Below are 24,813 nucleotides of genomic sequence, written 5' to 3'. Positions count from 1 at the left end.
ACACTGGGTAGGGCAGAAAATTATATCTTGGTAAACAAGGAGTGGCTAGCTTATTTTTCACAAATTTGCTTAATTTTTGCAACTCAATGATTTGTATAAAAAAAACCCATAGCGTATGTATGGGTTTCAATTAAATGATAGATTTTATGTTATGCGATTGGAATACGTTAAGCGTTGCCAATTAACTTTAGGCCAAAATATGGGCCAAAAACTCCATAATCAACTGGACGAACGGGACCAATTAAATTGGGGAATGGTTGTTCCAGTAACACGTTAAAGTAATTTACTATCTGATAGCCCGCTTGAATATTTGCAACTCCAATAGGTGTAGCATGAGCATAATTCACACCAAGTTTTGCTTCTAGGCTGGGTACAACGCCTTTCTTGCGGAAGAACACTTGTTCTACTATAGCCTGAGTTGGTGATACTACAAAACCAGCATGATATTTATTTGTACCAATGAGGATTGAGCCTGCTCCATTTGCGGTTAAACTGAGTGAGTTTGTAAGATAGTAAGAGTAATCAATCCCAACAACTGGTCCAAATCCTTTATAATCGGTATTGTCAAATTTAGAAAATGGATTACTTCCAATAAAAGGAATTTCTTCAGTTATGTAATAGTTTTTAGACGTTGATTCAATATTCGCATATTGTAGACCAGCATAGAAACGCATTTTATCTCTCATGCTGATATCTGTATACTGACCCATAACTGCATTAACTTGGTCTATTCTATTGCGACTTACTAAATCAAAAGGAGCTGGAATTAGAGGCAATCCTATTGCTGGTATGGTCAGAAAACCGGCCAATTCTGTTGGGTCTATGGAAGTACTGAAATGCATCCAATTAATTGTTATATCATTCCCAGTATTAAAATGATAAGAACCTTCTAAACGATATCCCCAATTCCAATCACTTTTTATTTCTTTATTTAATGGAAATGTACCAAAATCTATAGCCTTGTTAGGACCATAAATTGATCTTAAATAGAGCGCTTGCGCACCAAAATCCCAGAGATTTGTAACACATGGAACAGTAACATTACTTGGGGTACACACTGGACCCATGCTACCAGCAGTAGCTACACCTGCTACCAATCCTAATACAGCTATAGTTGCTTTCTTAAACATGAATACTCCATTAGAAAAAAAAAGCCCATCATTTAATGACGGGCTTTTATAAGATCTTAATCAATTAAGAAATTAAACATTTCCAACATACTTCAGACCGAAGTAAGGACCAGCAGCACCGAAGTCAGTTGCAGTAACTGGTAATACAGTTGCATTTAATGCATGGAAGTAGTTAAACCACATGTAACCAGCATCCAGAGTTAAGTCACCTTGTGCCATAGCATAAGTGTAGTTAGCACCTAACTTAGCTTCCAGTTCTGGAACGATTGCAGTTCTGTTTCCGCTGATGTCGAAATCAAACACTTCAGCACCAGTTGCAGGATCAAATGTATCAAAGTCAAATCCGTGCTTAGCTGTACCAACTAATATTGCAGTAGCTGCTTTAGCATAAATACCAAAACCGTTACCGAATACATAGTTCATATCGATACCAGTACGTGGACCAAATCCGTTGTATTGAGTGTCACCACGGAATCCAACAAGGATGTCATCAGCATCAGCATCTACGTCAGCAGCGAATGCATGAACACTTCTCTTGATGCTAGCGAATTGGAAACCACCATGGAAACGGATTTTCTTGTTAGCGCTGAAATCAACGAATTGACCTAATTCACCGTTAACTGCATCCCATCTGTTTTTGTGACCAAAACCGATTAATAAATCTGGATCGAAGTCTGGTGAAAACTCATGGTTATTCCAGCCAGTATCTAAATGGTACCAAGTTAAAGTGATGTCATTACCAGTGTTGAAGTGGTAAGAACCTTCAATTTGGAAGCCCCAGTCCCATTGAGCAGATAAATCTGTGTCAATAGAAACACCAGTTGGAGTAACATCCAAATCTAAAGAAACGTTGTTATCGGTCATTACTTGTAAAACAAGAGCTTGTCCACCAACATCCCATGCACTGCTTGGGCAAGGAACAGTAACATTACCTGGGGTGCAAACTGGGCCCATGGTACCAGCGAATACTGCACTGCTACCTAAAGCAAGAACAGCTAACGCTGTTTTTTTCAAATTTAACATGCTTATCTCCACTTTTTTATTATTATTTCCGTTCGTTACCAATTTTAAATTGTTAGCAACGGTACGCATATTCGCTCTATACCGAGAGCGTACCTTGCTCAATTATCTAACCGGACCTTCATAAAGTCAACAGTATTGATTAAATTTATTAAAATGATAGCGAATTAAACGTTTCCTATATACTTCAGGCCGAAATATGGACCAGCAGCACCGAAGTCAGTAGCTGTTACAGGCAGCACGGTCGCATTTAACGCATGGAAGTAGTTAAACCACATGTAACCAGCGTCAAGAATCAGGTCACCTTGAGCCATTGCGTAATCATAGCTAGCACCTAACTTAGCTTCCAGTTCTGGAACGATTGCAGTTCTGTTTCCGCTGATGTCGAAATCAAACACTTCAGCACCAGTTACAGGATCAAATGTATCTAAATCAAATCCATGCTTAGCTGTACCAACTAATATTGCAGTAGCTGCTTTAGCATAAATACCAAAACCGTTACCGAATACATAGTTCATATCGATACCAGTGCGTGGTCCAAATCCGTTGTATTGGGTGCTACCCTCGAAGCCTAAAGAAACGCCTGGCTCTACAACAACACCATCGACAAGCTCAGGAGCTTCATCAGCGAATGCATGAACACTTCTCTTGATGCTAGCGAATTGGAAACCACCATGGAAACGGATTTTCTTGTTAGCGCTGAAATCAACAAATTGACCTAATTCACCGTTAACTGCGTCCCATCTGTTTTTGTGACCAAAACCGATTAATAAATCTGGATCGAAATCTGGTGAAAACTCATGGTTATTCCAGCCAGTATCTAAGTGATACCAAGTCAAAGTGATGTCATTACCAGTATTGAAATGGTAAGAACCTTCAATTTGGAAACCCCAGTCCCATTGTGCAGACAAATCAGTGTCAAGAGAAACACCAGTTGGAGTTGCATCCAAATCAAAAGAAACATCGTTATCGGTCATTACTTGTAAAACAAGCGCTTGTCCACCAACATTCCATCCAGTACTTGGGCATGGAACTGTAACGTTACCTGGGGTGCAAACTGGACCCATAGTACCAGCAAATAGTGAACTGCTGCCCAAAGCTAATATAGCCAAAGTAGTTTTCTTTAAACTTAACATGCTTATGTCTCCGCATAAATTATTATTGTTTCCTATTTCATTGATAACTCTCTACTAGGAGTTGTCATTAGCATGCCTTCGTCGCTTCAGGTCGATGCATGCAACAGTGTGAGTATTAGCAGTGGAATAGAATAAGTCAAGAAGATTTATTAAAAAAAATTAATATTTTTCAATGGGATATATCTTTTTTGCTCATTAGATATTTTTTTTGAACAGCATGGCAATTCTTTATATCTGCACATCAAAACCACCCTCAACGTCTCATGTTCAAGAAGCTTTGACTTGGAATGAAATGTTAAGGATAAGTAATATAGTGAATATATGATAAGTTGCAACCTTTTCATAAATTAAATGATCTATAAATATGTCCGTTTATAATTCGCTCGTTTGAACCACGTGATTTTAATGCGGCGCACGAAGCATGTGAATATCGGAACACATAAAGTCGCAGTATTTAACCAAGACAGTAAAATAATAGCCCCTAATTTTTCATAATCTATTTCTTTATTAGAGTAATCACGACTCTTCGATTTGCTGCTCGGCCTGCATCGGTATCATTTCTAGCAATTGGATAAAGTTCACCAACCCAAGTCACATGAAGTTTTTCTTTAGCGACACCAAGCTTTAACAGATATTTTTTAACAGTCCGTGCTCTGTCTTCAGATATGGCATTGTTATAACCCTTACGACCATTTGCATCAGCATAACCGATGACTCTTATTTCTTGTATTTGACTGTCTGCATCTACATACGCTGCTATACGACGCAATTGATCCTTATATTCATCAGTTAATTCTCTTCCATCTTCATTATAATGGAACACACTCTCTCTTACTTGTTCATAATCAAATGGTAATAGATTGCCAATACATTCTTGATAGCGGGAATATGGTTTTTGAAATCCAATCGGCGACAAAGCAACTGTTGTAGGAAAACCTGTTTCGGCACGGTAACTAAAATTTGGTTCATAGCCTTGCAATAGAAAAGTAAGTAACTTTAAAGTAGCATCTCGCCTCAGATAAAGACCGTATTCACCGGGTTTAATCATTAATTGTCCTGCTAAAACAGGTGGTACTCCCGGCTTCCACATAGGTGAGGTTATAATCAGTTTCGTAGGTAAATACCGCTGTACTTCATTCCAGGTACGTATAATAAAATGAGGTGGTTTAGCCGCATATTGCTCAAAATACGCAATGCCGTAATTCGGAATGGTAAGTGATAACCCGCATCGAATTGGATTGCGACTTACGCGCCATCCTTTTGCCCCCAAGGGATTTGCAAAATGAACTGGAGTCATCGTATATGCTGTACTTATTGTAAGCATGGCACTCAATGCAATACATGTTAGAAATTGTCCTTTGTGATCCACAAATGCCATCTTTTACTCATTCCCGCAGCTGTTTTCATGTTATCCTTAGTTATCGGCAAGAACGCAGGAATCTTTACTATGCAAACACTAATAATTAATCGACCTGATGATTGGCATGTCCATCTTAGGGATAATGAGGTATTACAACACACAGTAATAGATTGTGCACAACACTTTGCTCGTGCGTTAGTTATGCCAAATCTTAAACCGGCTCTAACTACGTTACCCGCCATTAATGAGTATCGAAATAGAATTCTGCGCGCACTACCTAAAGGAAGTGATTTTGAGCCGTACATGACTTTTTATCTCAATGATTCTGTGCGTGCTGAAGAATTACATCAAGCAGCAAATATTTCTTATATTCTCGGTGCAAAACTTTACCCAGCCGGTGCAACAACCAATTCTGAAGCAGGTGCGAAATCGCTAAAAGATCTTTATCCTCTTTTTGAAGTCTTACAAAATAATAATTTAGTGCTGCAAATTCATGGTGAAGTGACGCACAGTGACATTTTTGAACGCGAATCTTTATTTATTGACGAGTATTTAAAACCCATTGTAAAAAATTTTCCCAAATTGAAAGTTGTTCTTGAGCATATATCAACTCAAGCTGCAGTCGAATATGTGACTGAAGCCCCTGAAACTGTTGCAGCAACGATTACACCACATCATTTATTATATAATCGAAATAAATTGCTCGTTGGCGGACTGAGACCACATTATTATTGCTTACCTATTTTGAAACATGAAAAGGATCAAAAAGCATTGCAGTATGCTGCATGCAGTGGTAATCCTAAGTTTTTTGCTGGAACAGATAGCGCGCCACATAGTGTCAATACAAAGGAAAATGCTTGTGGCTGTGCAGGAATTTATTCTGCGCCATTCGCGCTCGCTTTATATGCACAAGTATTCGATGAATTGGCCCAGTTAAAACAACTCAACCATTTCCTCAGTCGCTTTGGTGCTGAGTTCTATCAATTACCTATCAATCAGCAACACATTGAATTAATTAAATCCCCGCAAACTATACCCGACTCTTTGCCTTTCGGCTCTGGTCAAGTTGTCCCAATTGCTGCAGGTGAAACCATACAATGGAGCGTTCATGAGTCGGCGTGATAGTTTACCTTGCATGAATTTAAAAGAACGATTCCGTGGTTTTTTACCTGTAGTTGTTGACGTAGAAACAGCGGGGGTAGATCCATACAAGAATGCATTGTTGGAAATGTGTATCGTATTAATTTTTATGGATGAACAAGGTAATCTTCAACGTGGGGAGCGTTACTTTGAACATATTTTGCCTTTTCCTGGTGCCGAATTGGATCAAAAATCCCTAGAATTCAATCAAATTGATCCCTACCAACCGTTACGTTTTGCTGTAGATGAAAAAATTGCGTTACAAAATCTATTTAAGCCTATTTTTGCAGCACTTAAAAAAACTCAATGTCAACGCGCTGTTTTGGTCGGCCATAATGCATGGTTTGATTTGTTGTTTATAAAGGAAGCGATAAAAAGAACCGGAGTTAAATCCCCATTCCACGCCTTTACTTGCTTTGATACGGCAACATTGGGTGGATTCATTTATGGACAAACGGTGTTAGCCAAAGCAGTTCAAGCGGCAGGAATTCAGTTTAATGCTCAAGAAGCACATTCAGCGATTTATGATGCAGAAATAACTGCCGATTTATTCTGTCACATGGCCAATATCTGGAAAGACATACAAGAAAATTAAGAATCAGGATGCAGCAAAGGATAACTCGAAAAAATTAAAACTTAATTGCTTGGGATGCTCTACCCATTAATAAGGAACTTCCCTTCTCTCCACGAGGAGAAGGTGCTCATAAATTTATCTCTCACACCCGATATGATCTATAATTAATCAAATAGATTAATATGTGGATACATAAAATGCCTGACTATCCTGAAATACAAAAAAAAATTGGATCTCTTGATTTTTCACGGGATGCGGATGTGTCACAACTAATACTCGATTGGTCACGTTTAAAAGATGTTTTAATTATTAATGGGCAATCAGTGAAAAAACTTTTTGATGATGCTGGGTTGGATACTACTGATGAACTTGATAGCAACGACAGTGAGGTTCAAAAAAAATTTATAACTTCTGTTTTACAAAAGCTTATTCCTTCACCATCTGAATTAGATAACAAAATGCTAAAACAAGTATGTGGGATGTTACATCAAGGCGGACTCCTTTGTCGTTTAGAATCAGAAGTAAAATGCACTCTTACTGAGCAGGGAAGAATGCTTTATAAAGGAAAAGCCCCTGGTATAGAGCGCCGTATATATTTAAATACTACAGAGACCGGTTTTATGGTACAAGAAGTATTTCAATATAGTGGCTCAATTTCACAAAGAAGCAATGCTGAAACACCTGAGTTTCAACCAGTGAAATCCGTCAAAAAAGACTGTACCCCCCTAATTTCAGGTCAATGCAAATTCGATGTTCCCATTAAAGACGGGGAAGTAAAACCTGTGTTTACTAAGATGGAATTAAGTATTGCTGCTGGTGAGGCTACCACAGGTTTGGAAGAGGTGTTAGGTAAATCCGGTTCAAAAAGCAAAACAGCAAGTTTAAAAACCGGTTTGCGGGAAATTGTAAACGAAAGCAATCCAAATACAGGTAATATATTAAAAAGTGCACCCTAACTTTAAGATTTAAATGTAAAGATCACTTTTAAACTTACATGAATAAGGAATTTCCCTTCTCCTCACAGAGGAGAAGGTGCCCGTAAGGGCGGATGAGGGTATTGATTCGCCCCCCCTCACCCCTGTCCCTCCCCCACCAGTGGGAGAAGGGATTCTTGGGCTCTCGAGCTTATATAGACTTACAATGTTTCAGAATGTTCCGCTAGATAAGCAGCAACACCTTCCGTAGATGCCTTCATACCTGCTTTACCTTTTTCCCAGCCGGCAGGACAAACTTCACCATTTTCTTCAAAGTGTTGTACCGCATCAACGATTCTTAAAATTTCATCCATGTTACGACCAATAGGCAAATCATTAACGATTTGTGAACGAACTACACCATTGGTATCAATAATGAATGCGCCTCGGAATGCAACACCTGCAGCTGGATGCTCAACTCCATAGGATTGACAAATACTATGGGTCATGTCCGCAGCCATCGTAAACCGAACAGGGCCTATGCCTCCCTTATTAATTGGAGTATTTCTGTATGCATTATGAGTAAAGTGTGAATCAATAGAAACAGCAACCACTTCAACATTACGACTTTTGAACTCATCAATTCGATGATCTAAAGCAATCAATTCGGAAGGACATACAAAAGTAAAATCAAGAGGATAAAAAAACACGAGACCATACTTACCTTTTAAATGCTCGTGTAAATTAAATTTATCCATAATCTCCCCGTTAGGCATAACAGCAGCTACGGTAAAATCAGGGGCTTTTCGTCCCACTAATACACTCATTCTATGATCTCCATCATTATAGTTATTATTTATGGTATTAACCCAATATTATGCGGTAATCGCGTCACGCAGCATGGTTTCTAATTCACCTTGTTGGAATAACTCCGCAATGATATCAGAACCGCCGATTAATTCTCCCTTTATATAGAGCTGCGGAAAAGTGGGCCAATCAGAATATTGCGGTAATGTTTGGCGAATGTCAGGATTAGCAAGAACATCTACATAGGCGAAATCCACACCACATGATTCAATGCATTGTACTGCACGCGCAGAAAATCCACATTGTGGCATCTTCGGCGAACCTTTCATATAAAGCAGGATGGCATTTTCTGCTATTTGCTTTTTAATTTTTTCTAAAGTATCCACTCACACACCTTAAATAATAAAATTAATTACGCTCATTATCGCGAAAACCTGTTAAGCCCGCAACCAATAAATTTTTAGCGCAATAGATTAACAGATCTTACGCTAAAAGCCAACTAATGGCCCATTTGGTCTAATAATAATCAAAAATTTCTTGTGAAGTCTATAAACCATACTCTTTAATGATAGCAAATCCAGTCCTCGCGGTATCTACTCAGCTTTTTTTAGTATTCTGGTTAATCTTCATTGAATATCATGTCCTTCCTGCTACACTTACCCGCAGAATTAAATAATAGGAGATTAGGATGACATTTACATTGCCTGAATTACCGTATGCCAAGAATGCGTTAGAACCCCACATTTCCAGTGAAACTCTAGAATATCATTATGGCAAGCATCATCAAGCTTACGTTACCAATTTGAATAAACTAATTCCTGGAACTGAATTTGAATCCATGACTCTGGAAGAAATTATCAAAAAAGCAAAGGGTGGGGTATTTAACAATGCAGCACAAGTTTGGAATCATACATTTTATTGGCATTGCCTCAGTCCCAATGGTGGTGGCGAGCCTAAAGGTAAGTTAGCCGAAGCGATTAATAAGCATTTTGAATCATTCAGTAAGTTTAAAGAGCAATTCACACAAACTGCAATCACGACTTTCGGATCAGGTTGGGCCTGGCTTGTTCAAGATAATGCCGGGGCTTTAAAAATAATCAGTACAAGCAATGCGGGTACGCCAATGACTGATGGCTTAACTGCGTTATTGACTTGCGATGTATGGGAGCATGCTTATTATATTGACTATCGTAATGCACGCCCTGATTATGTTTCCGCATTCTGGAGTTTAGTCAATTGGGATTTTGTAACCAGTAAGTTGAAATAAGTGGCCCTTTTTACTGAGGAGGTCTTTACCCACATAGCCTAGTTATGGCTATAATGTGACCTACACATTATCTCTCTCACAAATGGGAGAGATAATTTTTGAGTGAAGATCCTTCAGTTTTAAGGAAAATATTATGGCTCTAATTACAAGTTACAATCCCATGCCAATAACTTTTACTCACGGAGAAGGAGTTTGGTTGTATGACGAACAAGGGAAGGCCTATCTTGATGCCCTAAGCGGGATAGCAGTTTGCGGATTAGGACACGCCCATCCTGATGTGACAAAAACCATACAGCAACAAGCAGCTAAACTCATTCATACATCCAACACGTTTCATATCAAACAACAAGAATTACTTGCGCAAAAACTGACAACCATGACAGGAATGGAGCAAGCTTTTTTTGCTAATTCAGGTGCTGAGGCCAATGAAGCAGCCATCAAATTGACGCGCCTTTTTGGTCATAAAAAAGGGATAGAAACTCCTTCAATTATTGTTATGGAAAGAGCGTTTCATGGTCGAACTATGGCCACTTTAACTGCCTCAGGAAGTCGTAAAGTACAAGCAGGTTTTGAGCCCTTGGTACCCGGTTTTATTCGCGCTCCTTTTAATGATTTGGATGCCATTCATACGATTGCAGCAAATAGAGAAGATGTTGTTGCGGTGATGCTTGAGCCCATTCAAGGTGAAGGGGGAATTTATGCTGCGGAAGAAAGTTATCTTCGCTCCCTAGTCAAGCTATGTGAACAACACGACTGGATGCTCATTCTGGATGAAATCCAAACTGGAAATGGCCGCACAGGAAAACTTTTTACCTACATGCACTATGACATTCAACCGGATGTCCTGACTACGGCTAAAGGCTTAGGCAATGGCATCCCAATAGGTGCATGCCTTATGAGTAACAGAGCAAAAGATTTATTTAAACCGGGAAATCATGGTTCGACCTTTGGTGGCAATCCCCTTGCTTGCGCTACCGCTTTAACGGTATTGGAAGTCATAGAGCGCGATAAAATTTGTGAGAAGGTCACAAAAAACAGTGCCCTTTTAATGGAGAAATTAATCAAAAATCTTGGGGAACATCCAGGTGTGAAAGGGATTCGCGGCAAAGGGTATATGATTGGCATTGAACTGGATCGCCCAGCTACTGACGCTCGCTTAGTGGGGCTTGCCAACGGCATATTATTTAACGTTACCGCAGATACAGTGGTACGACTTTTACCACCATTGATCATTACTGAAGATGAGATTGATGAATTAGTTAATCGATTGACCCTAACGATTAAGCAATTTATCCAGGGTTAATTGTCCTTTCTAAGAGAACTGTAAAACGTAGATACTGTCTTTAAATGCAATCTTTTAGCGAAAATTTAGGTTGCTTGCGATCGTGTAGCCTGAGTGTAGCGCAGCGAAACCCGGGTTACGGCCTTGCCTTCACCCAGGCTACAACTAATGAGTCACGTAATTCTTTAATTTTACCGAGGGCGCTGGTAGCGAGAATAATTTCTTTCCAAATTTAATCAACAAAAAAAGCAGTAAACATATTTCGTCAATGTTGCGCCGAAGAGTATCATAAAACCTGAGATATGTGAGGAATATTCATATTGATTCAAGCTATTTTTTTCCAATTTCTTACGAAATCCTAGATTAAAAAGCTTCTTGTTTCATGATCTCAAAAAAATCGATAACCGTGTCATAAATTTTTCTTAAGGCTTGGTTCCTCGATTTCAAATTCAAGCAAGTATCTTCTTCCGCATCCACCACTCGCAGTTTTTGGCAAATAAGATCAAACATATGAGCATCTATTTTTTTTAACTCCGGAAGCCTTTGATTAATTTTTTCTAGAAGAGCCATTTTTTTATTTTTCCTTGCTTCAAATAACCTTCTCTCCAGTCTGTCCATCAAATCGTTCAATTCATCTTCTCGACCACTGCACGTAATGCGCATAAACCCATCATGTTTTGACAAACCAAAATAAGATAAAGGGGTAATCATCAGATTGTCTTGGAACAATAGATAATAAGCCAATTCCTCATCTGTTTTGACCATACCTGTTTTCTGTAAAACTCGTGCCGCCCCCTTTGGTAAAGACAAGCCAAACATATCACTAAAATCGGCAAGAACATAAAAAGTAGCTTCTATTTGATATAAGGAGTCGGGCATGGCCGCCCCCATAGCCTTTAACCGTTCAACCACATAATCAACTTTTTTCTTATAGAATGCCGCGATACTCTTTTTTTCCTCAGTCCCGAAATTCGCCATCGTTTCTGCATAAGCTGCTTGTGCTGAGCGTGGTGCATGAATGAAATAGCTGATGTTTTTATTGAGCATTTCATTCATTAAACCTGATTCAAATACTAAAAGAACTGCCATGCGTTCACCAGCTGCTGATAAGGCCTTAGTTGCTGAGCGTAAAATAATCACTCGTTCTTTCAGATCAGGAGCAATTTTTAAAAAAGAAGGCATCTCCGAGAAACTCATCTCAGTATAAGCCTCATCAAAAATGATGTACAACTCAGGATACTGACGCAAAACCTCAGCCATTTTAATTAACTCATCTTCATCAATAATGTTTCCCAAGGGATTGGAAGGGTTACAAATTAATAGAGCTTTTGGCCAACCATGATCCATTTCAGCTAATGCATAAGCCTCTCTAATACTTTCTTCCACTGCTTGAGCGGTGAGTTTATATCCAGGTTCATCCATTACATGAATGGGGTGCAAACAATGTGATGGGTTATTTGAATAAGCACTGTAATAAGGAAAAGGGGTAATCATTCGATAGCCGGGCACATCCTCATAATGAGTATTCAAGGTTTCAAATAATACCCGCAAGGCACCAATACCACCCACTGTAAATAATACGTTTTCTGCTTTTATTTCTGTCTCATACCAGCGCGACATAACATCAGCCATTAATTTACGTGGTGCAAAGTCACCTCGAGGATCCCCATAATCAATGGCTATATCGTCTTCAACCTGATGCGGCTCTGTTCGCCATTTCTTGGTTAAATCGTCTAATCTTTGCCAATATGAAAGATAAGATGCAATCGTGTATGAATTAATAGGGTAAGTTGGTTTTCCAAGGCCTGCAAAGATTAACTTTTTTGTTTCGGACAAACCCTGCTCTTGAATCTCATCCCTTAAAGTATTTGCCCATAGCGCCAACAGCATTACTTTTTCAATTTTATTAGCACAATGTCCATCAGGAGTTAACATAATGTCACCGAGAATTAAACTTTGCTCATTATAACAGAATACAAATAAAGCATAATATCGATTTTAAGAACAACTAAATCAATATAATTCCTACGTTAGAGATTATTTATCTATGCTATGCTTAAAAATACAAGCGTACTTCTATTTCAATGAGTCAATTGACCCAGCTCAAAAATACAGGATAATTCGTGTTTCTTAGAATGGGGTGATTCAACACGCTTAAATTAAGAATTATTATTGATAATGGAAAAAAATGGCAAAAAAAGAAACTTCCAGCTCGTCGGACTTGGTAGCCGATTTAGAACAAACAATCCATTCGTTGCAAAAGAAAATCAACCGCCTGGAAGCACAATGCGCTCAACTAAAAAATCTGCTTGATGCCTTACCTGGAGATATCTATTGGAAAGATTTAAATGGGGTATGGTCAGGGCTCAATCAACGGTGTGTTGAAAGTCTTCTTCATATGAAGTTTATCAATGAGGGGAATGAAAATGAAGTTATTGGTAAAACTGATCATGAGCTATTTAGTAAACAAAGTGCTGATCTTTTTCGGGCAAATGACCTTGAAGTAATCGAAAAAAATGTTGAATTGTCACGAGAAGAAAAGACACTTCTGCCCTCAGGTGACGAAGTAATTTTGCTTTCGACTAAAAAACCTTTATTGGATAAATCAGGGAAAACTGTTGGTATAGTTGGCAATACCATCGACATCACTTATCTAAAAAAAATCGAAACTGAGCTCAAGAAAGCTAAAGACAAAGCAGAAGCAGCGAACCGCGCTAAAGATGAGTTCATTCGTCATATGAGTCACGATATTCGTACCCCTTTAAGTGGGATTATTGGAATGTCGCAGATTCTGGAACAAGAAGCTCAAAATACTCAAGAAAAAGAACATGCGCACATGATCAATATCAGCGCAGAGCATCTCTTAGCACTGCTCAATGGAGTACTCGATATTATTGCTGCAGGCAGCCAACAAGAAAATGTAATCAATGAATCAGTATGCAATGTTCATGAGTTGATTCGTAGCATCGCCGATCTCGAGTTTCCAACCATTACTTTAAAAAAATTGAATTTATTAGTGAGTATTGACATCAATACTCCTGAATGGATAACTACAGACGTGGTAAAACTTCATCGGATTTTATTAAATCTATTAGGTAATGCCGTTAAATTTACAGAGAAAGGTTTTGTTGAAATTGGAGTCAAACCCAAATCGCATGGTCATGGAAAAATGTCCCTGGAATTTTTTGTTAAAGATACCGGACCAGGCATTAAACCTAAAGATAAAAATAAAATTTTCAAACGTTTTTATCGTGCAACGCCTGCCGATCAAGGTATTTATTCAGGCCATGGCGTAGGGTTGCATATTGTGAAGCGCTACACTCAACTCTTAAAGGGACAAATACGCGTCGACTCAATACTCCATGCTGGGACTACATTCACACTGACAATTCCTGTGCTTCTTGCAGAAAAATCTGAAAATAAACACCAGCCAGCCCCATCTCCCATCACGGTGAAAAAAGATACTTTAGAAGTCAGTAATTCACCTTTTGTACTGCTTGTTGAAGATAATGCGATTGCCTTAAAAATGATAGAGAATCATTTGCAGCAACATGGGATCCGATTTTTGTCAGCATCTACAGGAAGCAAGGCACTGGAACTGTTTCAATCGCATACTTTTGATTGGATAATAAGTGACATTGGCCTACCTGATATTACCGGGATACAATTAGCAAAACAGTTTCGTTTGTATGAGCAAAACCATAATCGGCCCCACACACCGATCATTGGCTTGACGGCCCATGCAGCAGCTGATGTAGAAAATGAGTGTTTGCAAGCAGGGATGAACCGGGTAATTACTAAACCTCTTCGTAGCAATATACTGGAAGAATTCCTGGAACATTATTACAGCAACGCCAATTTACAAGCTTATGATTTGTCTTCTACAAAATTTGAAGCCATGCTGCCTATTAATGAATATCCATTATTTGATTTGACTCATGGTGTAAACAATTTAGGCTCAGAAACAGCACTCAAAAAAATACTGCCGCTATTCATTGAAGAAAATGCCAAAGATTTAGTAAAAACAACCCAAGCTTGGGAGAAACAAGATCTCATTGAAATTCATAAGATCACCCATAAAATGAAAAGCAGTGCACTTTATTGTGGCACCATTCGCATGCGTCATGCATGCGAAGCGTTGGAACAACACTTCCAACACCATCCGAAAATATATCCGCAAGCACTTTACCAACAGTTTCTCCAAGTACATCAAGAAACCATCGCAGCAGTACAAGATTGGATTCGACAATAGCCAAGTTCCGGATGCATGCACTACTCAACATATCAAATCACTTAATACTGTGTTAATATTAGCCAATATATACTTTAAAAATATACTTTAAATAGATATATCGGATATAAGGTTATTATGTCAGGTTATTCACCAATCCATGATCTAGTTTTTCCGAGCCTATTCGAAAGAAATAAACCCATTGAGACTATTTCTGATATAGAGGGTTTACACTATTCTTTTGAAAAACAAGATCAAGTGGTTATAGTACGTACCCCTGTACACGTTGAATCACTTCGTGGGTTCTTTGATGCTCTTAAAAAAAGAGTGGATTTAGCCCAAACCCATGTCCTACTTGGAGTGGTCGGTCAAGGAGCTACGGAAAAGCATATTGTTACGATGCATCTCCCGCCCAATAAGCAACCTATAGTCTATGACTCCAAAGACAGTAACCCTGAACGATTTTTTTCGCTTCCTAAATCCAAAAATAGCATTGGCGGTATTATGAGTGCGATATGGCATACTCTAAATCCATTCGCAAGTCCTGACCAAACAGTTAACTTAAGTCATTTAGGTATTGAGCAAATCCAATCTGCAACGTACCATGCTTTAGGAACACAATCGTTTTTTGACGGCATTACTTGTGGTTACCATACAGCGAATCTCATTAAAACATTAGCAGATTATCTGAGTACAGGTGACAATCCACCACCTGAGGATCTTGCAGATCTTTCCAAAAACCCCGTAACAAACTCAGCCCAAATACTTAGAAAAGGCTCACCAACCTTAGTAGATGTATCCTTTTTTTCCTTTTTGAAAAAGGCCTGGCAAGATACTTTTTTGCCTCTTGTTAACGAAGATGAAAGGGATGATTATCACTTTGGGCATTACTTTATGGGTTGGCCATCACAGGCAAAAGGCTCTAAAATAGCTTATGTTATCACTCTGAAATTTATTACTTCCCCATTAACTAATTTGTTGTCACTTGTCATTGAGTTTCCACTTAATGTGCTTAGTGAAACATTTTCCTTTTTAAAAAATGGACTACTTTCTTGGGCACCTACCAATGGTATAACCCAGGGTATGCGCAGTGTTTTGCTACTCGCAGCTATGGGATTACAAGGACTATTTAAAGGCGCAAACTATCTGGTTAGAACCATTACATCGCCTATGACCAGCTTTAAAGCAGCTCATAAGATTCATCCTGCTTTAGGATATCTTAGTGCCTTAGCCTCTGTATGTTTTATTGGTGCGATAATAACCACGCTTGCGATATTCGCCCCTCCTATAGTAGCAGCACTCATACCTCACATGGGCCCTGGAGCAATTTCCATGCTAAATCTCCTGGCTTACCCTTTTGTGCAATTATTTTCTTTATTGAGCGTATCGATTTCAGCTGCTACAGGAACAGCCCTCACTTTTGCGATTGGAGCGTTGTCCTTAGGTGTCCTGCATATGCTTGGCCGAAAAACTATTTATCCTGAGAACAATGAACCTGTAGAACAAAGTAAAAGCAGTCTTATCCCCCCAAGTAATGTGGCAGTTCATTTTGAGCGGACAGAGAGTTCCAATGAGGTTGGAGATGATTTTACAATGCTAGATGAACCAAATATCTCTGGACCAGGTAGAACAAGTACTTCAGGGCCAGGTTTAAAACTTTTCTTAAAAACCGAAGAAATATCTGGCAGTAACAGCGGGCCTCAGTATACCATAGATAAAGATCTACGATTTCAATAACAAAAAATCATGTTTCATATGAACAACATGCTCGATACATTAATATCGGAAGTGGATAATGCACTACGCACTTTATTTCCTCCTGCACAGAGAATGAGTGCTCGTCCCTCTCCAGCAGAACAAATTACCGACACAGACCTTTCTATAAGAGAAAAGAAACACATTGCCGGGCTCATGCGTGTCAATCATGCAGGTGAGGTTTGTGCCCAAGCACTGTATCAAGGCCAGGCTTTAACAGCACAATTAACTCATATTAAACAACAAATGAGCGATGCAGCGGCTGAAGAAACCGACCATTTGGCCTGGTGTGAAACGCGATTAGCGGAATTGGATTCAAGCCCAAGTATTTTAAATCCTTTTTGGTACTGTGGATCCATTATCTTAGGCGCAGTCGCTGGCTTGGCCGGGGATAAAATCAGCTTAGGTTTTGTTGCAGAAACCGAGCGACAGGTCTCTACTCACTTACAACGTCATTTAGATAAATTACCAGTTAACGATAAAAAATCGCAATCCATCCTCATCAAAATGAAAGAAGATGAAGAACAACATGCAACTGCAGCATTGAATGCTGGGGCTATTGAGCTTCCATATATTGTGAAACAGTTAATGCGTATTGTCTCTAAATTAATGACTAAAAGTAGTTACTATGTATAATGAGCTGATTAAACGGAGCGGAACCGAAATTAAAAGGTTGAATTCCTAGAGGTTATGCTTTGTTTAGGCTAGATAAAGTTATGGCACAAGGAGCTATTGAATATGGACTCAGCCATTTTATTCACTCTTTTTGTTATCTTGATTGCTTATGTTTTTGACTTTATCAATGGCTTCCATGATGCAGCAAATTCTATAGCGACTATTGTTACTACCAAAGTTTTGACCCCCAAACAAGCGGTATTATGGGCTGCTTTTTTCAATTTCATCTCTTTTTTAGTTTTTAATCTGGCTGTAGCAAAAACCATTGGTAGTGGGCTGATTAATACCGATTTTGTCGATGCACATTTCATTTTGGCCACATTGATTGGTGCCATATTTTGGAACCTTGTCACTTGGTATTATGGAATACCTTCAAGTTCGTCTCATGCGCTTATTGGCGGGTTAGCTGGTGCTGCAATAGCTAAAGGTGGATTTGCATCACTTAAAATTTCTGGTTTTGCTAAGGTTATCGGAGGAATTTTTATTTCGCCGGCATTTGGATTATGCGTTGCACTACTTGTTACTTGTTTTTTTAATAAATTGTTGCGCAATAAAAAGGAAACTGAATTCAAAATCTCTAAAGGATTTCAGTTGTGCTCCTCTGCTCTACTGAGCTTGACCCACGGCAGTAATGATGGACAAAAAACTATGGGGATCATTTCCATATTACTGTTTTCATCGGCATGGATTCAAGGTCCGTTTTATGTTCCCTGGTGGGTCGTTATTTCATGTCAGGCGGCAATTAGTCTTGGAACGCTAGCCGGAGGATGGCGCATCGTACGCACTATGGGTACCAAAATAACAAAACTTGATACAATGAAGGGTTGTGCTGCTGAAACTGGCGCAGCCGTTTCACTTTTTATTGCAACTCAAGGCGGCATTCCTGTCTCAACTACCCAGACCGTAACAGGAGCAATTGCCGGGGTTGGTTTAGTTAATGGAATTAACGGGACACATTGGCATGTCATCAAAATAATTTTCTTTTCTTGGCTCATTACAATTCCTGCAGCCGGAGTGATTTCTGCGGCACTGATATTAAGCCATATCTAGGAAGAGCTGAGCGCCAATGCCATAAAATTAAGTGTAATGTCCCTTCTCCATATAGGGTGAAGATGCCCGTCAGGGCGGATGAGGGTATTGATTGTGAAAGATAAAAAATGCGCGCCATCAACACCCTCACCCCTCTCCCACAAATGGGAGAGGGGATTTCTATTTTTTTGCCAAAGCACTATGAGCATGGCCAAAAGAAAAATAAATTACCAATCCAACCACCATCCAAATCACAAAACGAAATAAAGTCACTGAAGGCAAATGAATTATTAGATAAAAACAGGTTGCCATTCCTAAAATAGGCACATAGGGCATTCCAGGGGTTTTAAACGGGCGGTTCATCTCTGGCTTTTTGTAATGTAAATACAATACGCCAGCACAGACAATAAAAAAAGCAAATAAAGTGCCTACATTCACCAATTCGGCCAACACATCCATAGGAATAAAGGCGGCAAGTGAGGCCATTAAAATGCCACACAATAAAATAACCCGTATGGGAGTACGAGTATATGGATTTGTTTGGGAAAAAAACTTAGGTAACAGACCATCACGCGTCATTGCGTACATAACGCGCGTTAAACCATAAAATAATACCAGCATGACGGTAGTTAATCCTGCTATTGCTCCAACACTGATTAAGCTAGCTACTGATTTATGACCTAAAACTAATAAAGCATGGCTAATTGGAGATGCAACATTGAGCGTACTGTAATGCGCTATCCCCGTTAATAACCCGGAAACGATAATATATAAAACAGTACAAATAAATAAGGAACCGATTATTCCTATGGGCAAATCACGCTGCGGGTTGATTGCTTCTTCAGCAGCTGTAGATACTGCATCAAATCCAATATAGGCAAAAAATATTAATGATGCGCCTTTAATTACACCCTCCCAACCAAAAGGTAAAAAAGGAGACCAATTAGATGGATGAACTTCTCCTGTCGCGACCACAATAAAAAGAAGCACAACAAAAAGTTTGATCAGCACCATAATATTATTTACTCGGGAACTAGATTTAACCCCCCATATTAACAATGCGGTTAATATTGTGATAATCACACAGGCTAATAGATTAAAAATTCCACCTTCTGCCGGGCCATGTAAGAATGTTTTAGGAAGATTTATTTTTATCGCCATAAGAAAATCATTTGCATAGCTGCTCCATCCAACAGAAACCGCAGATACAGAAATGGCATATTCCAACAACAAATCCCAACCAACAATCCAGGCAATTAACTCACCAAAACCTGCATAAGCATATCCATAAGCACTACCACATCCACCTATAGATGCAGCCAGTTCAGCGTATGATAAAGCGGAAAAGATGCAAGCAAACCCGGCCAATACATATGAAAAGATAACCCCTGGCCCAGCATCCCTAGCAGCAACAATTCCTGTCAAAATAAAAATACCAGCACCTATAATGGCCCCAATACCTAAAAGGGTCAGATCAAAAGCTGTTAAACATTTAGCAAGATTGGATTCCTCTATCAATGATGCATTGATCTCTTTTTTACGAAACAAGTCCATGGTATGCTCACAGTTTGAAACTCATATTCTATATAAATAAGCAAGAACGCTGCCAAACCAAGAATAGGAAATCCTAACCAAAATTTATATTTTTTAGTATAGATCCCGCTTAGGTTTTAAATTAAATGAAAAACTTTACTATACGAATGATCACTACTGGTCTATTAACACTGTTTTCTTTTAATACATACAGTAGTAGTCCATCCGGAATTCCTTCTTCATCAATATCTTATAACAAAACCAATAAGGCAAGTTCTACTGCAATTGAAACAGCACAAGAAGAACAAAAAAACAAGCAACTTGCATCGACAACCCAAGAACTTCCAGGGAGTAAATATTGTCTTTCATTATTTAAACCTTTTTGTCATCACCTATATCAGACATGGACTGAGGGAAGTACGGATCTGTACCTTTCTGGCTATGCTTGGCATAACCGCTTTACCTATTCTGCCGAACGACTCCGAGAAAAAAAATACAACGAGCTTGCTTGGGGCGGAGGATTTGGCAAAGGTTTTTTTGACGAGAAAGGTAATTGGCACGGTCTGTACGCGTTTGCTTTTTTGGACTCTCATCGCAATCTAGAACCAACCGCTGGATATGCCTACTTAAAAGTAGCAAACCTGACTAAAGACTTCAAAGCGGGATTGGGATTTTCTGTATTAGTTACATCACGTTCCGATATCCTACACAATATTCCTTTTCCAGGAGCAGTTCCATGGGCAGGAGTATTTTATAAAAAACTTTCCTTAAAAGCCGCCTATGTTCCAGGCTCATCAACTAACGGCAATGTTCTTTATGTTGTAGGAACATACTCTTTTGATAAATAGTACTGGACTTTAACCTTTTTAATAAATGATGGAAAAATGGCTAACCTCGTGAGATAAAGACTCTCCTAAAAAAAATAATTGCGCAATGTCACTGCTTGCCAAAGACCACCAATAATATGTTCAAAAAAACAATCATTTAAAAAACAAAAACTAGATTACAAACCCTCTTGCGCCGAATGCCTGCACATCCTCCAAACTATTGCTATTTAATTTGACCAATATGTTCAAATGTTTGAATATTACTACTCTGTCAACCATACTAAACATAAATCTTAAGTACAAATTTTAACTTGTGTGAACATATTGGAGGTTTATTATGCAGTATAAATTGCCACAATTAGCATTCAGTCTAAGTGTAAAAAATACCCTATCAACAGGTGGCGTGGTTGGCTCTGTCTCTAAAGTTTTATCCAAAGGCAAACTTAAAGTATGGGATCCTGGAACTGTAACACTGGGTTCGAAACAAATATGTCGTGGTATGACGAAAGCTCAGCTCAACCATATGCTAAAAATTAAACAGATTACGCAAATTGAACCATCATCAAAATTTATAAAATCAAAAGTTGAAGATGTAGAACACAGTGATATAGGTCGACAAGTAATCAGAGGAGGCGATCCTAATCTGTTATCATTTACCTATAATATACGCACAGCTAATCTTTATGGAGCAAACAGATACTGGTTACCGGGAGATGGTGCAATTGCAATAGGATGTCTTCCTGCTGTATTCACCGATATCAGCGAGCAAGCGATAATGTGTCCGCAAATGTGCGAAAAAGAGCAAAAGAAAGCAGTTGAGCGCTTGTTGCAAGGAGGAGATTATGATAAAGAAGCTCCTGATGTTGCTCAGGTCACAGCACAGTGTGATGAAATATGTGCCGTAGTTGGTAAGCAAAAGGGCGTAAGTTTTGGTGGAATGTATAGTGTAGATAGGCATGTACAAAAAATACTTCATGTTGTAGGTACAGGACGGCCAAGATTAGGATTAGTACCCGTCTCATCATGTTTGGTAGAAACATTTATTAATCCTGACTACCATGAACGAGCACTTGCTGTAAAAATTGTACTTACAAAAAAGCCAGAACATCTTGAAATCTTAACCGATACAATGACAAGTGCTAAGAAGTTGGAGCCTGGTCAACGCGTCTTAACCGTCGATGATGCTGCTCTAATCGTGAGTGACCCAGAGTTAAATGTATTGTTTTTAGCAGCAGCAGGACCATCAGGCACAACTATTCTAGATTCTGTACCAAAGGCGCTTCATGGTCCTGAGATGCTGGAATACCTGAAGTCAACATTACGAGAGGAATTGGAGCGAAACTCCATCCTTAAAGAGGATATGGGCCATACGCATATATAGAATAGGAAATAAAAGAATGACTAAAACAGCCAAAAATTTACAATGATTAGGGAACCGTAATGCAAAAATGCCATGTTATGGTGATATAAAATTCTTCATTACTGTTCTCTAATTTCTTTTTGAGCTGTTTGACAATAAAAAACGAAATTGACTTTTTTTGAGCATTCTGGTTTACTAATTTTACTTTTGGCTCAACATAATGAAAAGTAAATAGTAAAGATACAACTGCTTAGAAGTTTGCTATTGGAAAATAATTTGCTTTGTTGCATGTTCAAAACTTTTATCAAAAACCAAAAGAAAAGAGCGCGCTAACGTGTATACAAGGAAAATTTAATCGAATACCACTCAAAGCGGTTGCACTCCAAAAAATTTGACTATTACTTTACTCTATAATTTAGGGTAATTCTTAATAAAAACTATTCCATTAAGTTTTTAAGAACATCGCGTCCGCAAAATAGAGTATTAGCGCTAGACATTAAGGATAGAAGAAATGAAAGCAAAGCTATTTAGAGCCCAATCAGGCTCTTCTTCACTAATTAAAGACGTATATGCATCACATAAACCCAGCTTTCTTTCAGGTTCTATTTCTGGGAATAGATGGCGACATAAAAGTATGGGAAAAACATTGGATTGCATCTTTGATCCTAATAAACTCCAGGAATTACAAAGACAAGCACAATTTAATATTAGCCAATGGGCAAAGCAAAGAATAATTCCTCCAAAGTCAGTTGAAGTAGTTCATAAAGATTGGGGCGTTGCAACACTCGAAGCAACCAAGAAACATGGCGTACTTTATTCTGTACTCAATATGGCAAATTCGATTTATCCTGGAGGTGCCGCTTTGGAAGGTGGAAGTGCCCAAGAAGAAAATATGTGGCAACGAAGCACTTGTGCGCTATCCCTACTGGGCAAAATGATATTTCTAGATAAGGACACTATGACCTTTCGCTATAATGATACGGCAAGAAAATTGTTAGAAGCTAAGATAAAAATGACTGATGGGGAACGTGAGATCTTAAAAAAACATCGAGAAGTATCTGAACCTATATTGTATAAGGTATTATTTGACCAAGAACCTAGAGTATATTTCAGAGGGCCGGAAGTAGCGCTTATCACCTCTGGTTTTGAGGACTTTGCACCCGATAGACGTATTCCAGACAGCAGTCGGAGTTATTCATTTCTTCCCCCATCAGATATTTTCCCATTTTACGAATTAAGATCAGCGGCCCCAGAACTTTCCACTGCTGAATCACATGATTTGGATCACAAAGCTCTGACACTATATACAGCTGATTTGAGAAGAAGGATTGCAGCCCAACTCGATACTTTAATTCTTGAAGGAAAACGCAATGTAATTTTAGGCGCTTGGGGTTGCGGGGAATTTAAAAATGATCCAAAAATCGTGGCACAGATATATGCTGAAGAAATTGAAAAGCGCGCTCTTTCCTTTGATCATATTGTATTCCCTATAATAAACACGGGCTCACATGATAACCATGCGATATTTGAGAAACAACTCAGTGGCATGAAGCTTGGATCTACAAATTCTGTTGAGACGACGTTCGAGCCCAAGACACCCAGCCAATAAAATCAGATGCCTGTTATGTTCTATGCTAACGAACACTACAGATATAATGTATTCACGCCCATACCCAATGTGGGCGTTTTTTGGAATGAATACAACTGCTTTTTTTAAGAGAATGTGCTATGTTTTAAGAATCTCAATCAGAATATTTTTAAAATGAAACCCTTTATTGAACAAGCACAATTTTATGCTGCATATCACCAAAACGTTCAGACACGTTATACTCACATGGCAGGAGTCCCCATCATTATTTTGTCTGTAATGATCCTGTTGGGATTTGTGAAAATAATTATGCCAGGTGTTTTTGCTACAAATCTTGCCTGTTTGGGAACGTTGATTGCCTTAATTTATTATTTCCGTTTAAATTGGCAATTGGCTTTGGCACTTACGCCAATAATGCTCATCCTGCTATTAATAGCAAATTGGTTTAGCCAAGATGGCCCTACAACATTAGGCGTTTGGTCCTTTGTCGTTCTTTTTATTGTGGGCTGGGGTTTACAATTTTACGGTCATTATCTGGAAGGCAAGAAGCCAGCATTCATGGATAATTTGAGCCAAGCACTCATCGCTCCTTTATACTTGGTTGCAGAGCTATTTTTTATGGCCGGACTCATGCAATCGTTAAAAGCACAAATATATGGTACGGAAAAAGATACTCTTTAATTACTTAGGATATTTTTTGCAGGCTGGGCTTTAGAGTAGCCTGGGTGAAGCGTAGCAGAACCCGGGAATAGCTGTCAGTCAACCCCGGGTTCCGCTACGCTTCACCCAGGCTACAAGGACTAATATTAACCTACTCGTCAGAGTAGATTGTTTTGCTTTCCAAATGAATTTTGCGAAAAAACTGATGAATCAGAGGGGAAAGTATAATCACCATAATTGCTATAAAGGCCAAACCACTAAATAACGCATAACATCCGGCAAAGATTTTTCCAGGAATTGTGACCAAATTGGATGCAGGTCCCATACCTGAAAGAATCATAGAAGCATTCATGAATGAATCAACCCAGGACATATTCTCCCAATAATGATATCCCCACATACCTATAAAAAGTGCCGCAGCCGTCATTAGAAACCCAAAAAAAGCATTACGCAGCATATGCTGATATACATTAGCCGGGGTCAATATGTGTTTTTTCTTGTGTTTGTTCATTTGTACTCCCTGTA

The 24,813-nt window shown here is 38.8% G+C and carries 22 protein-coding genes; 13 read left to right on the top strand and 9 right to left on the bottom strand.

Annotation, left to right across the window (positions count from 1 at the left end; all coding sequences use genetic code 11):
• Positions 1 to 167: 167 nt before the first annotated feature.
• The 4 genes from Lstg_RS17340 to Lstg_RS17325 all read right to left on the bottom strand — a co-directional run bounded on the left by Lstg_RS17340 (position 168) and on the right by Lstg_RS17325 (position 4,664).
• Positions 168 to 1,130 carry an Lpg1974 family pore-forming outer membrane protein gene (locus Lstg_RS17340; protein WP_058478872.1) on the bottom strand — a complete coding sequence of 321 codons (963 nt, stop codon included), beginning with the start codon at positions 1,128 to 1,130 and terminating at the stop codon, positions 168 to 170.
• Positions 1,131 to 1,202: 72 nt separating this feature from the next.
• Positions 1,203 to 2,153, bottom strand: coding sequence for an Lpg1974 family pore-forming outer membrane protein (locus tag Lstg_RS17335; protein ID WP_058478880.1), 951 nt, complete (start codon positions 2,151 to 2,153; stop codon positions 1,203 to 1,205).
• A 164-nt stretch (positions 2,154 to 2,317) separates the two neighbouring features.
• Positions 2,318 to 3,286 (bottom strand): Lpg1974 family pore-forming outer membrane protein, encoded by a 969-nt coding sequence (locus tag Lstg_RS17330; protein ID WP_058478871.1) that lies wholly within the window; start codon positions 3,284 to 3,286, stop codon positions 2,318 to 2,320.
• Positions 3,287 to 3,782: 496 nt separating this feature from the next.
• Positions 3,783 to 4,664 (bottom strand): flagellar protein MotY, encoded by an 882-nt coding sequence (locus Lstg_RS17325; protein WP_058478870.1) that lies wholly within the window; start codon positions 4,662 to 4,664, stop codon positions 3,783 to 3,785.
• A gap of 69 nt (positions 4,665 to 4,733) precedes the next feature.
• Between Lstg_RS17325 and pyrC the strand changes: the two genes are divergently transcribed.
• The 3 genes from pyrC (at position 4,734) to Lstg_RS17310 (ending at position 7,316) form a co-directional block, all read left to right on the top strand.
• Positions 4,734 to 5,768 (top strand): dihydroorotase, encoded by a 1,035-nt coding sequence (gene pyrC / locus Lstg_RS17320; protein ID WP_058478869.1) that lies wholly within the window; start codon positions 4,734 to 4,736, stop codon positions 5,766 to 5,768.
• Positions 5,755 to 6,381 (top strand): ribonuclease T, encoded by a 627-nt coding sequence (rnt, locus tag Lstg_RS17315; RefSeq protein WP_058478868.1) that lies wholly within the window; start codon positions 5,755 to 5,757, stop codon positions 6,379 to 6,381. The genes pyrC and rnt overlap by 14 nt, the downstream gene beginning before the upstream one ends.
• 302 nt (positions 6,382 to 6,683) lie before the next feature.
• Complete coding sequence (locus Lstg_RS17310; protein ID WP_133129212.1) at positions 6,684 to 7,316, top strand: hypothetical protein; 633 nt, start codon at positions 6,684 to 6,686, stop codon at positions 7,314 to 7,316.
• Positions 7,317 to 7,495: 179 nt separating this feature from the next.
• Here the strand turns inward: Lstg_RS17310 and Lstg_RS17305 are convergent, their stop codons facing one another.
• Both Lstg_RS17305 and grxD read right to left on the bottom strand, forming a co-directional pair.
• Entirely contained in the window at positions 7,496 to 8,101 is a 606-nt protein-coding gene (locus tag Lstg_RS17305; RefSeq protein WP_058478866.1) for a peroxiredoxin, read from the bottom strand.
• Between the two features lie 48 nt (positions 8,102 to 8,149).
• The gene (gene grxD, locus Lstg_RS17300) at positions 8,150 to 8,467 is read right to left on the bottom strand and encodes a Grx4 family monothiol glutaredoxin (protein ID WP_058478865.1); all 318 of its coding nucleotides are present in this window, start codon (positions 8,465 to 8,467) and stop codon (positions 8,150 to 8,152) included.
• A gap of 302 nt (positions 8,468 to 8,769) precedes the next feature.
• On the opposite strand from grxD, the gene sodB reads away from it, so the two are divergent.
• On the top strand, positions 8,770 to 9,348 hold the full coding sequence (gene sodB, locus Lstg_RS17295; protein WP_058478864.1) for a superoxide dismutase [Fe]: 579 nt from the start codon (positions 8,770 to 8,772) through the stop codon (positions 9,346 to 9,348).
• Between the two features lie 133 nt (positions 9,349 to 9,481).
• Complete coding sequence (locus Lstg_RS17290) at positions 9,482 to 10,651, top strand: aspartate aminotransferase family protein (protein WP_058478863.1); 1,170 nt, start codon at positions 9,482 to 9,484, stop codon at positions 10,649 to 10,651.
• Positions 10,652 to 10,993: 342 nt separating this feature from the next.
• Here the strand turns inward: Lstg_RS17290 and Lstg_RS17285 are convergent, their stop codons facing one another.
• Positions 10,994 to 12,565, bottom strand: a complete 1,572-nt coding sequence (locus Lstg_RS17285; RefSeq protein WP_058478862.1) for a pyridoxal phosphate-dependent aminotransferase — start codon at positions 12,563 to 12,565, stop codon at positions 10,994 to 10,996.
• Between the two features lie 253 nt (positions 12,566 to 12,818).
• Here Lstg_RS17285 and Lstg_RS17280 point away from each other — a divergent pair, with 253 nt between their 5' ends.
• The 4 genes from Lstg_RS17280 to Lstg_RS17265 all read left to right on the top strand — a co-directional run bounded on the left by Lstg_RS17280 (position 12,819) and on the right by Lstg_RS17265 (position 18,341).
• Positions 12,819 to 14,882 (top strand): ATP-binding protein, encoded by a 2,064-nt coding sequence (locus tag Lstg_RS17280; RefSeq protein ID WP_058478861.1) that lies wholly within the window; start codon positions 12,819 to 12,821, stop codon positions 14,880 to 14,882.
• Between the two features lie 117 nt (positions 14,883 to 14,999).
• Entirely contained in the window at positions 15,000 to 16,598 is a 1,599-nt protein-coding gene (locus Lstg_RS17275) for a hypothetical protein (protein WP_058478860.1), read from the top strand.
• A gap of 18 nt (positions 16,599 to 16,616) precedes the next feature.
• Complete coding sequence (gene coq7 / locus Lstg_RS17270) at positions 16,617 to 17,252, top strand: 2-polyprenyl-3-methyl-6-methoxy-1,4-benzoquinone monooxygenase (RefSeq protein WP_115324514.1); 636 nt, start codon at positions 16,617 to 16,619, stop codon at positions 17,250 to 17,252.
• Positions 17,253 to 17,354: 102 nt separating this feature from the next.
• Positions 17,355 to 18,341: an inorganic phosphate transporter gene (locus Lstg_RS17265; protein WP_058478858.1), complete on the top strand. Its 987-nt coding sequence runs from the start codon at positions 17,355 to 17,357 to the stop codon at positions 18,339 to 18,341.
• A gap of 159 nt (positions 18,342 to 18,500) precedes the next feature.
• On the opposite strand, the gene Lstg_RS17260 is transcribed toward Lstg_RS17265, so the two are convergent.
• The gene (locus Lstg_RS17260; RefSeq protein WP_058478857.1) at positions 18,501 to 19,874 is read right to left on the bottom strand and encodes an amino acid permease; all 1,374 of its coding nucleotides are present in this window, start codon (positions 19,872 to 19,874) and stop codon (positions 18,501 to 18,503) included.
• A gap of 125 nt (positions 19,875 to 19,999) precedes the next feature.
• Here Lstg_RS17260 and pagP point away from each other — a divergent pair, with 125 nt between their 5' ends.
• The 4 genes from pagP to Lstg_RS17240 all read left to right on the top strand — a co-directional run bounded on the left by pagP (position 20,000) and on the right by Lstg_RS17240 (position 24,309).
• The gene (gene pagP, locus Lstg_RS17255; protein ID WP_058478856.1) at positions 20,000 to 20,701 is read left to right on the top strand and encodes a lipid IV(A) palmitoyltransferase PagP; all 702 of its coding nucleotides are present in this window, start codon (positions 20,000 to 20,002) and stop codon (positions 20,699 to 20,701) included.
• Positions 20,702 to 21,017: 316 nt separating this feature from the next.
• Positions 21,018 to 22,061: a hypothetical protein gene (locus Lstg_RS17250; RefSeq protein WP_058478855.1), complete on the top strand. Its 1,044-nt coding sequence runs from the start codon at positions 21,018 to 21,020 to the stop codon at positions 22,059 to 22,061.
• 490 nt (positions 22,062 to 22,551) lie between these two features.
• A complete protein-coding gene (locus tag Lstg_RS17245) occupies positions 22,552 to 23,649 on the top strand; it encodes a poly(ADP-ribose) glycohydrolase domain-containing protein (RefSeq protein ID WP_058478854.1) in 1,098 nt (365 codons plus the stop codon).
• A 153-nt stretch (positions 23,650 to 23,802) separates the two neighbouring features.
• Positions 23,803 to 24,309: an Mpo1 family 2-hydroxy fatty acid dioxygenase gene (locus tag Lstg_RS17240; RefSeq protein WP_058478853.1), complete on the top strand. Its 507-nt coding sequence runs from the start codon at positions 23,803 to 23,805 to the stop codon at positions 24,307 to 24,309.
• A 130-nt stretch (positions 24,310 to 24,439) separates the two neighbouring features.
• Here Lstg_RS17240 and Lstg_RS17235 read toward each other — a convergent pair whose 3' ends face one another.
• Complete coding sequence (locus Lstg_RS17235) at positions 24,440 to 24,799, bottom strand: hypothetical protein (protein WP_058478852.1); 360 nt, start codon at positions 24,797 to 24,799, stop codon at positions 24,440 to 24,442.
• Positions 24,800 to 24,813: the final 14 nt, after the last annotated feature.

This window comes from Legionella steigerwaltii (genome assembly GCF_001468065.1).
Classification (GTDB): Bacteria; Pseudomonadota; Gammaproteobacteria; order Legionellales; family Legionellaceae; genus Legionella; species Legionella steigerwaltii.
This window is presented reverse-complemented; position numbering and strand designations above follow the sequence as displayed.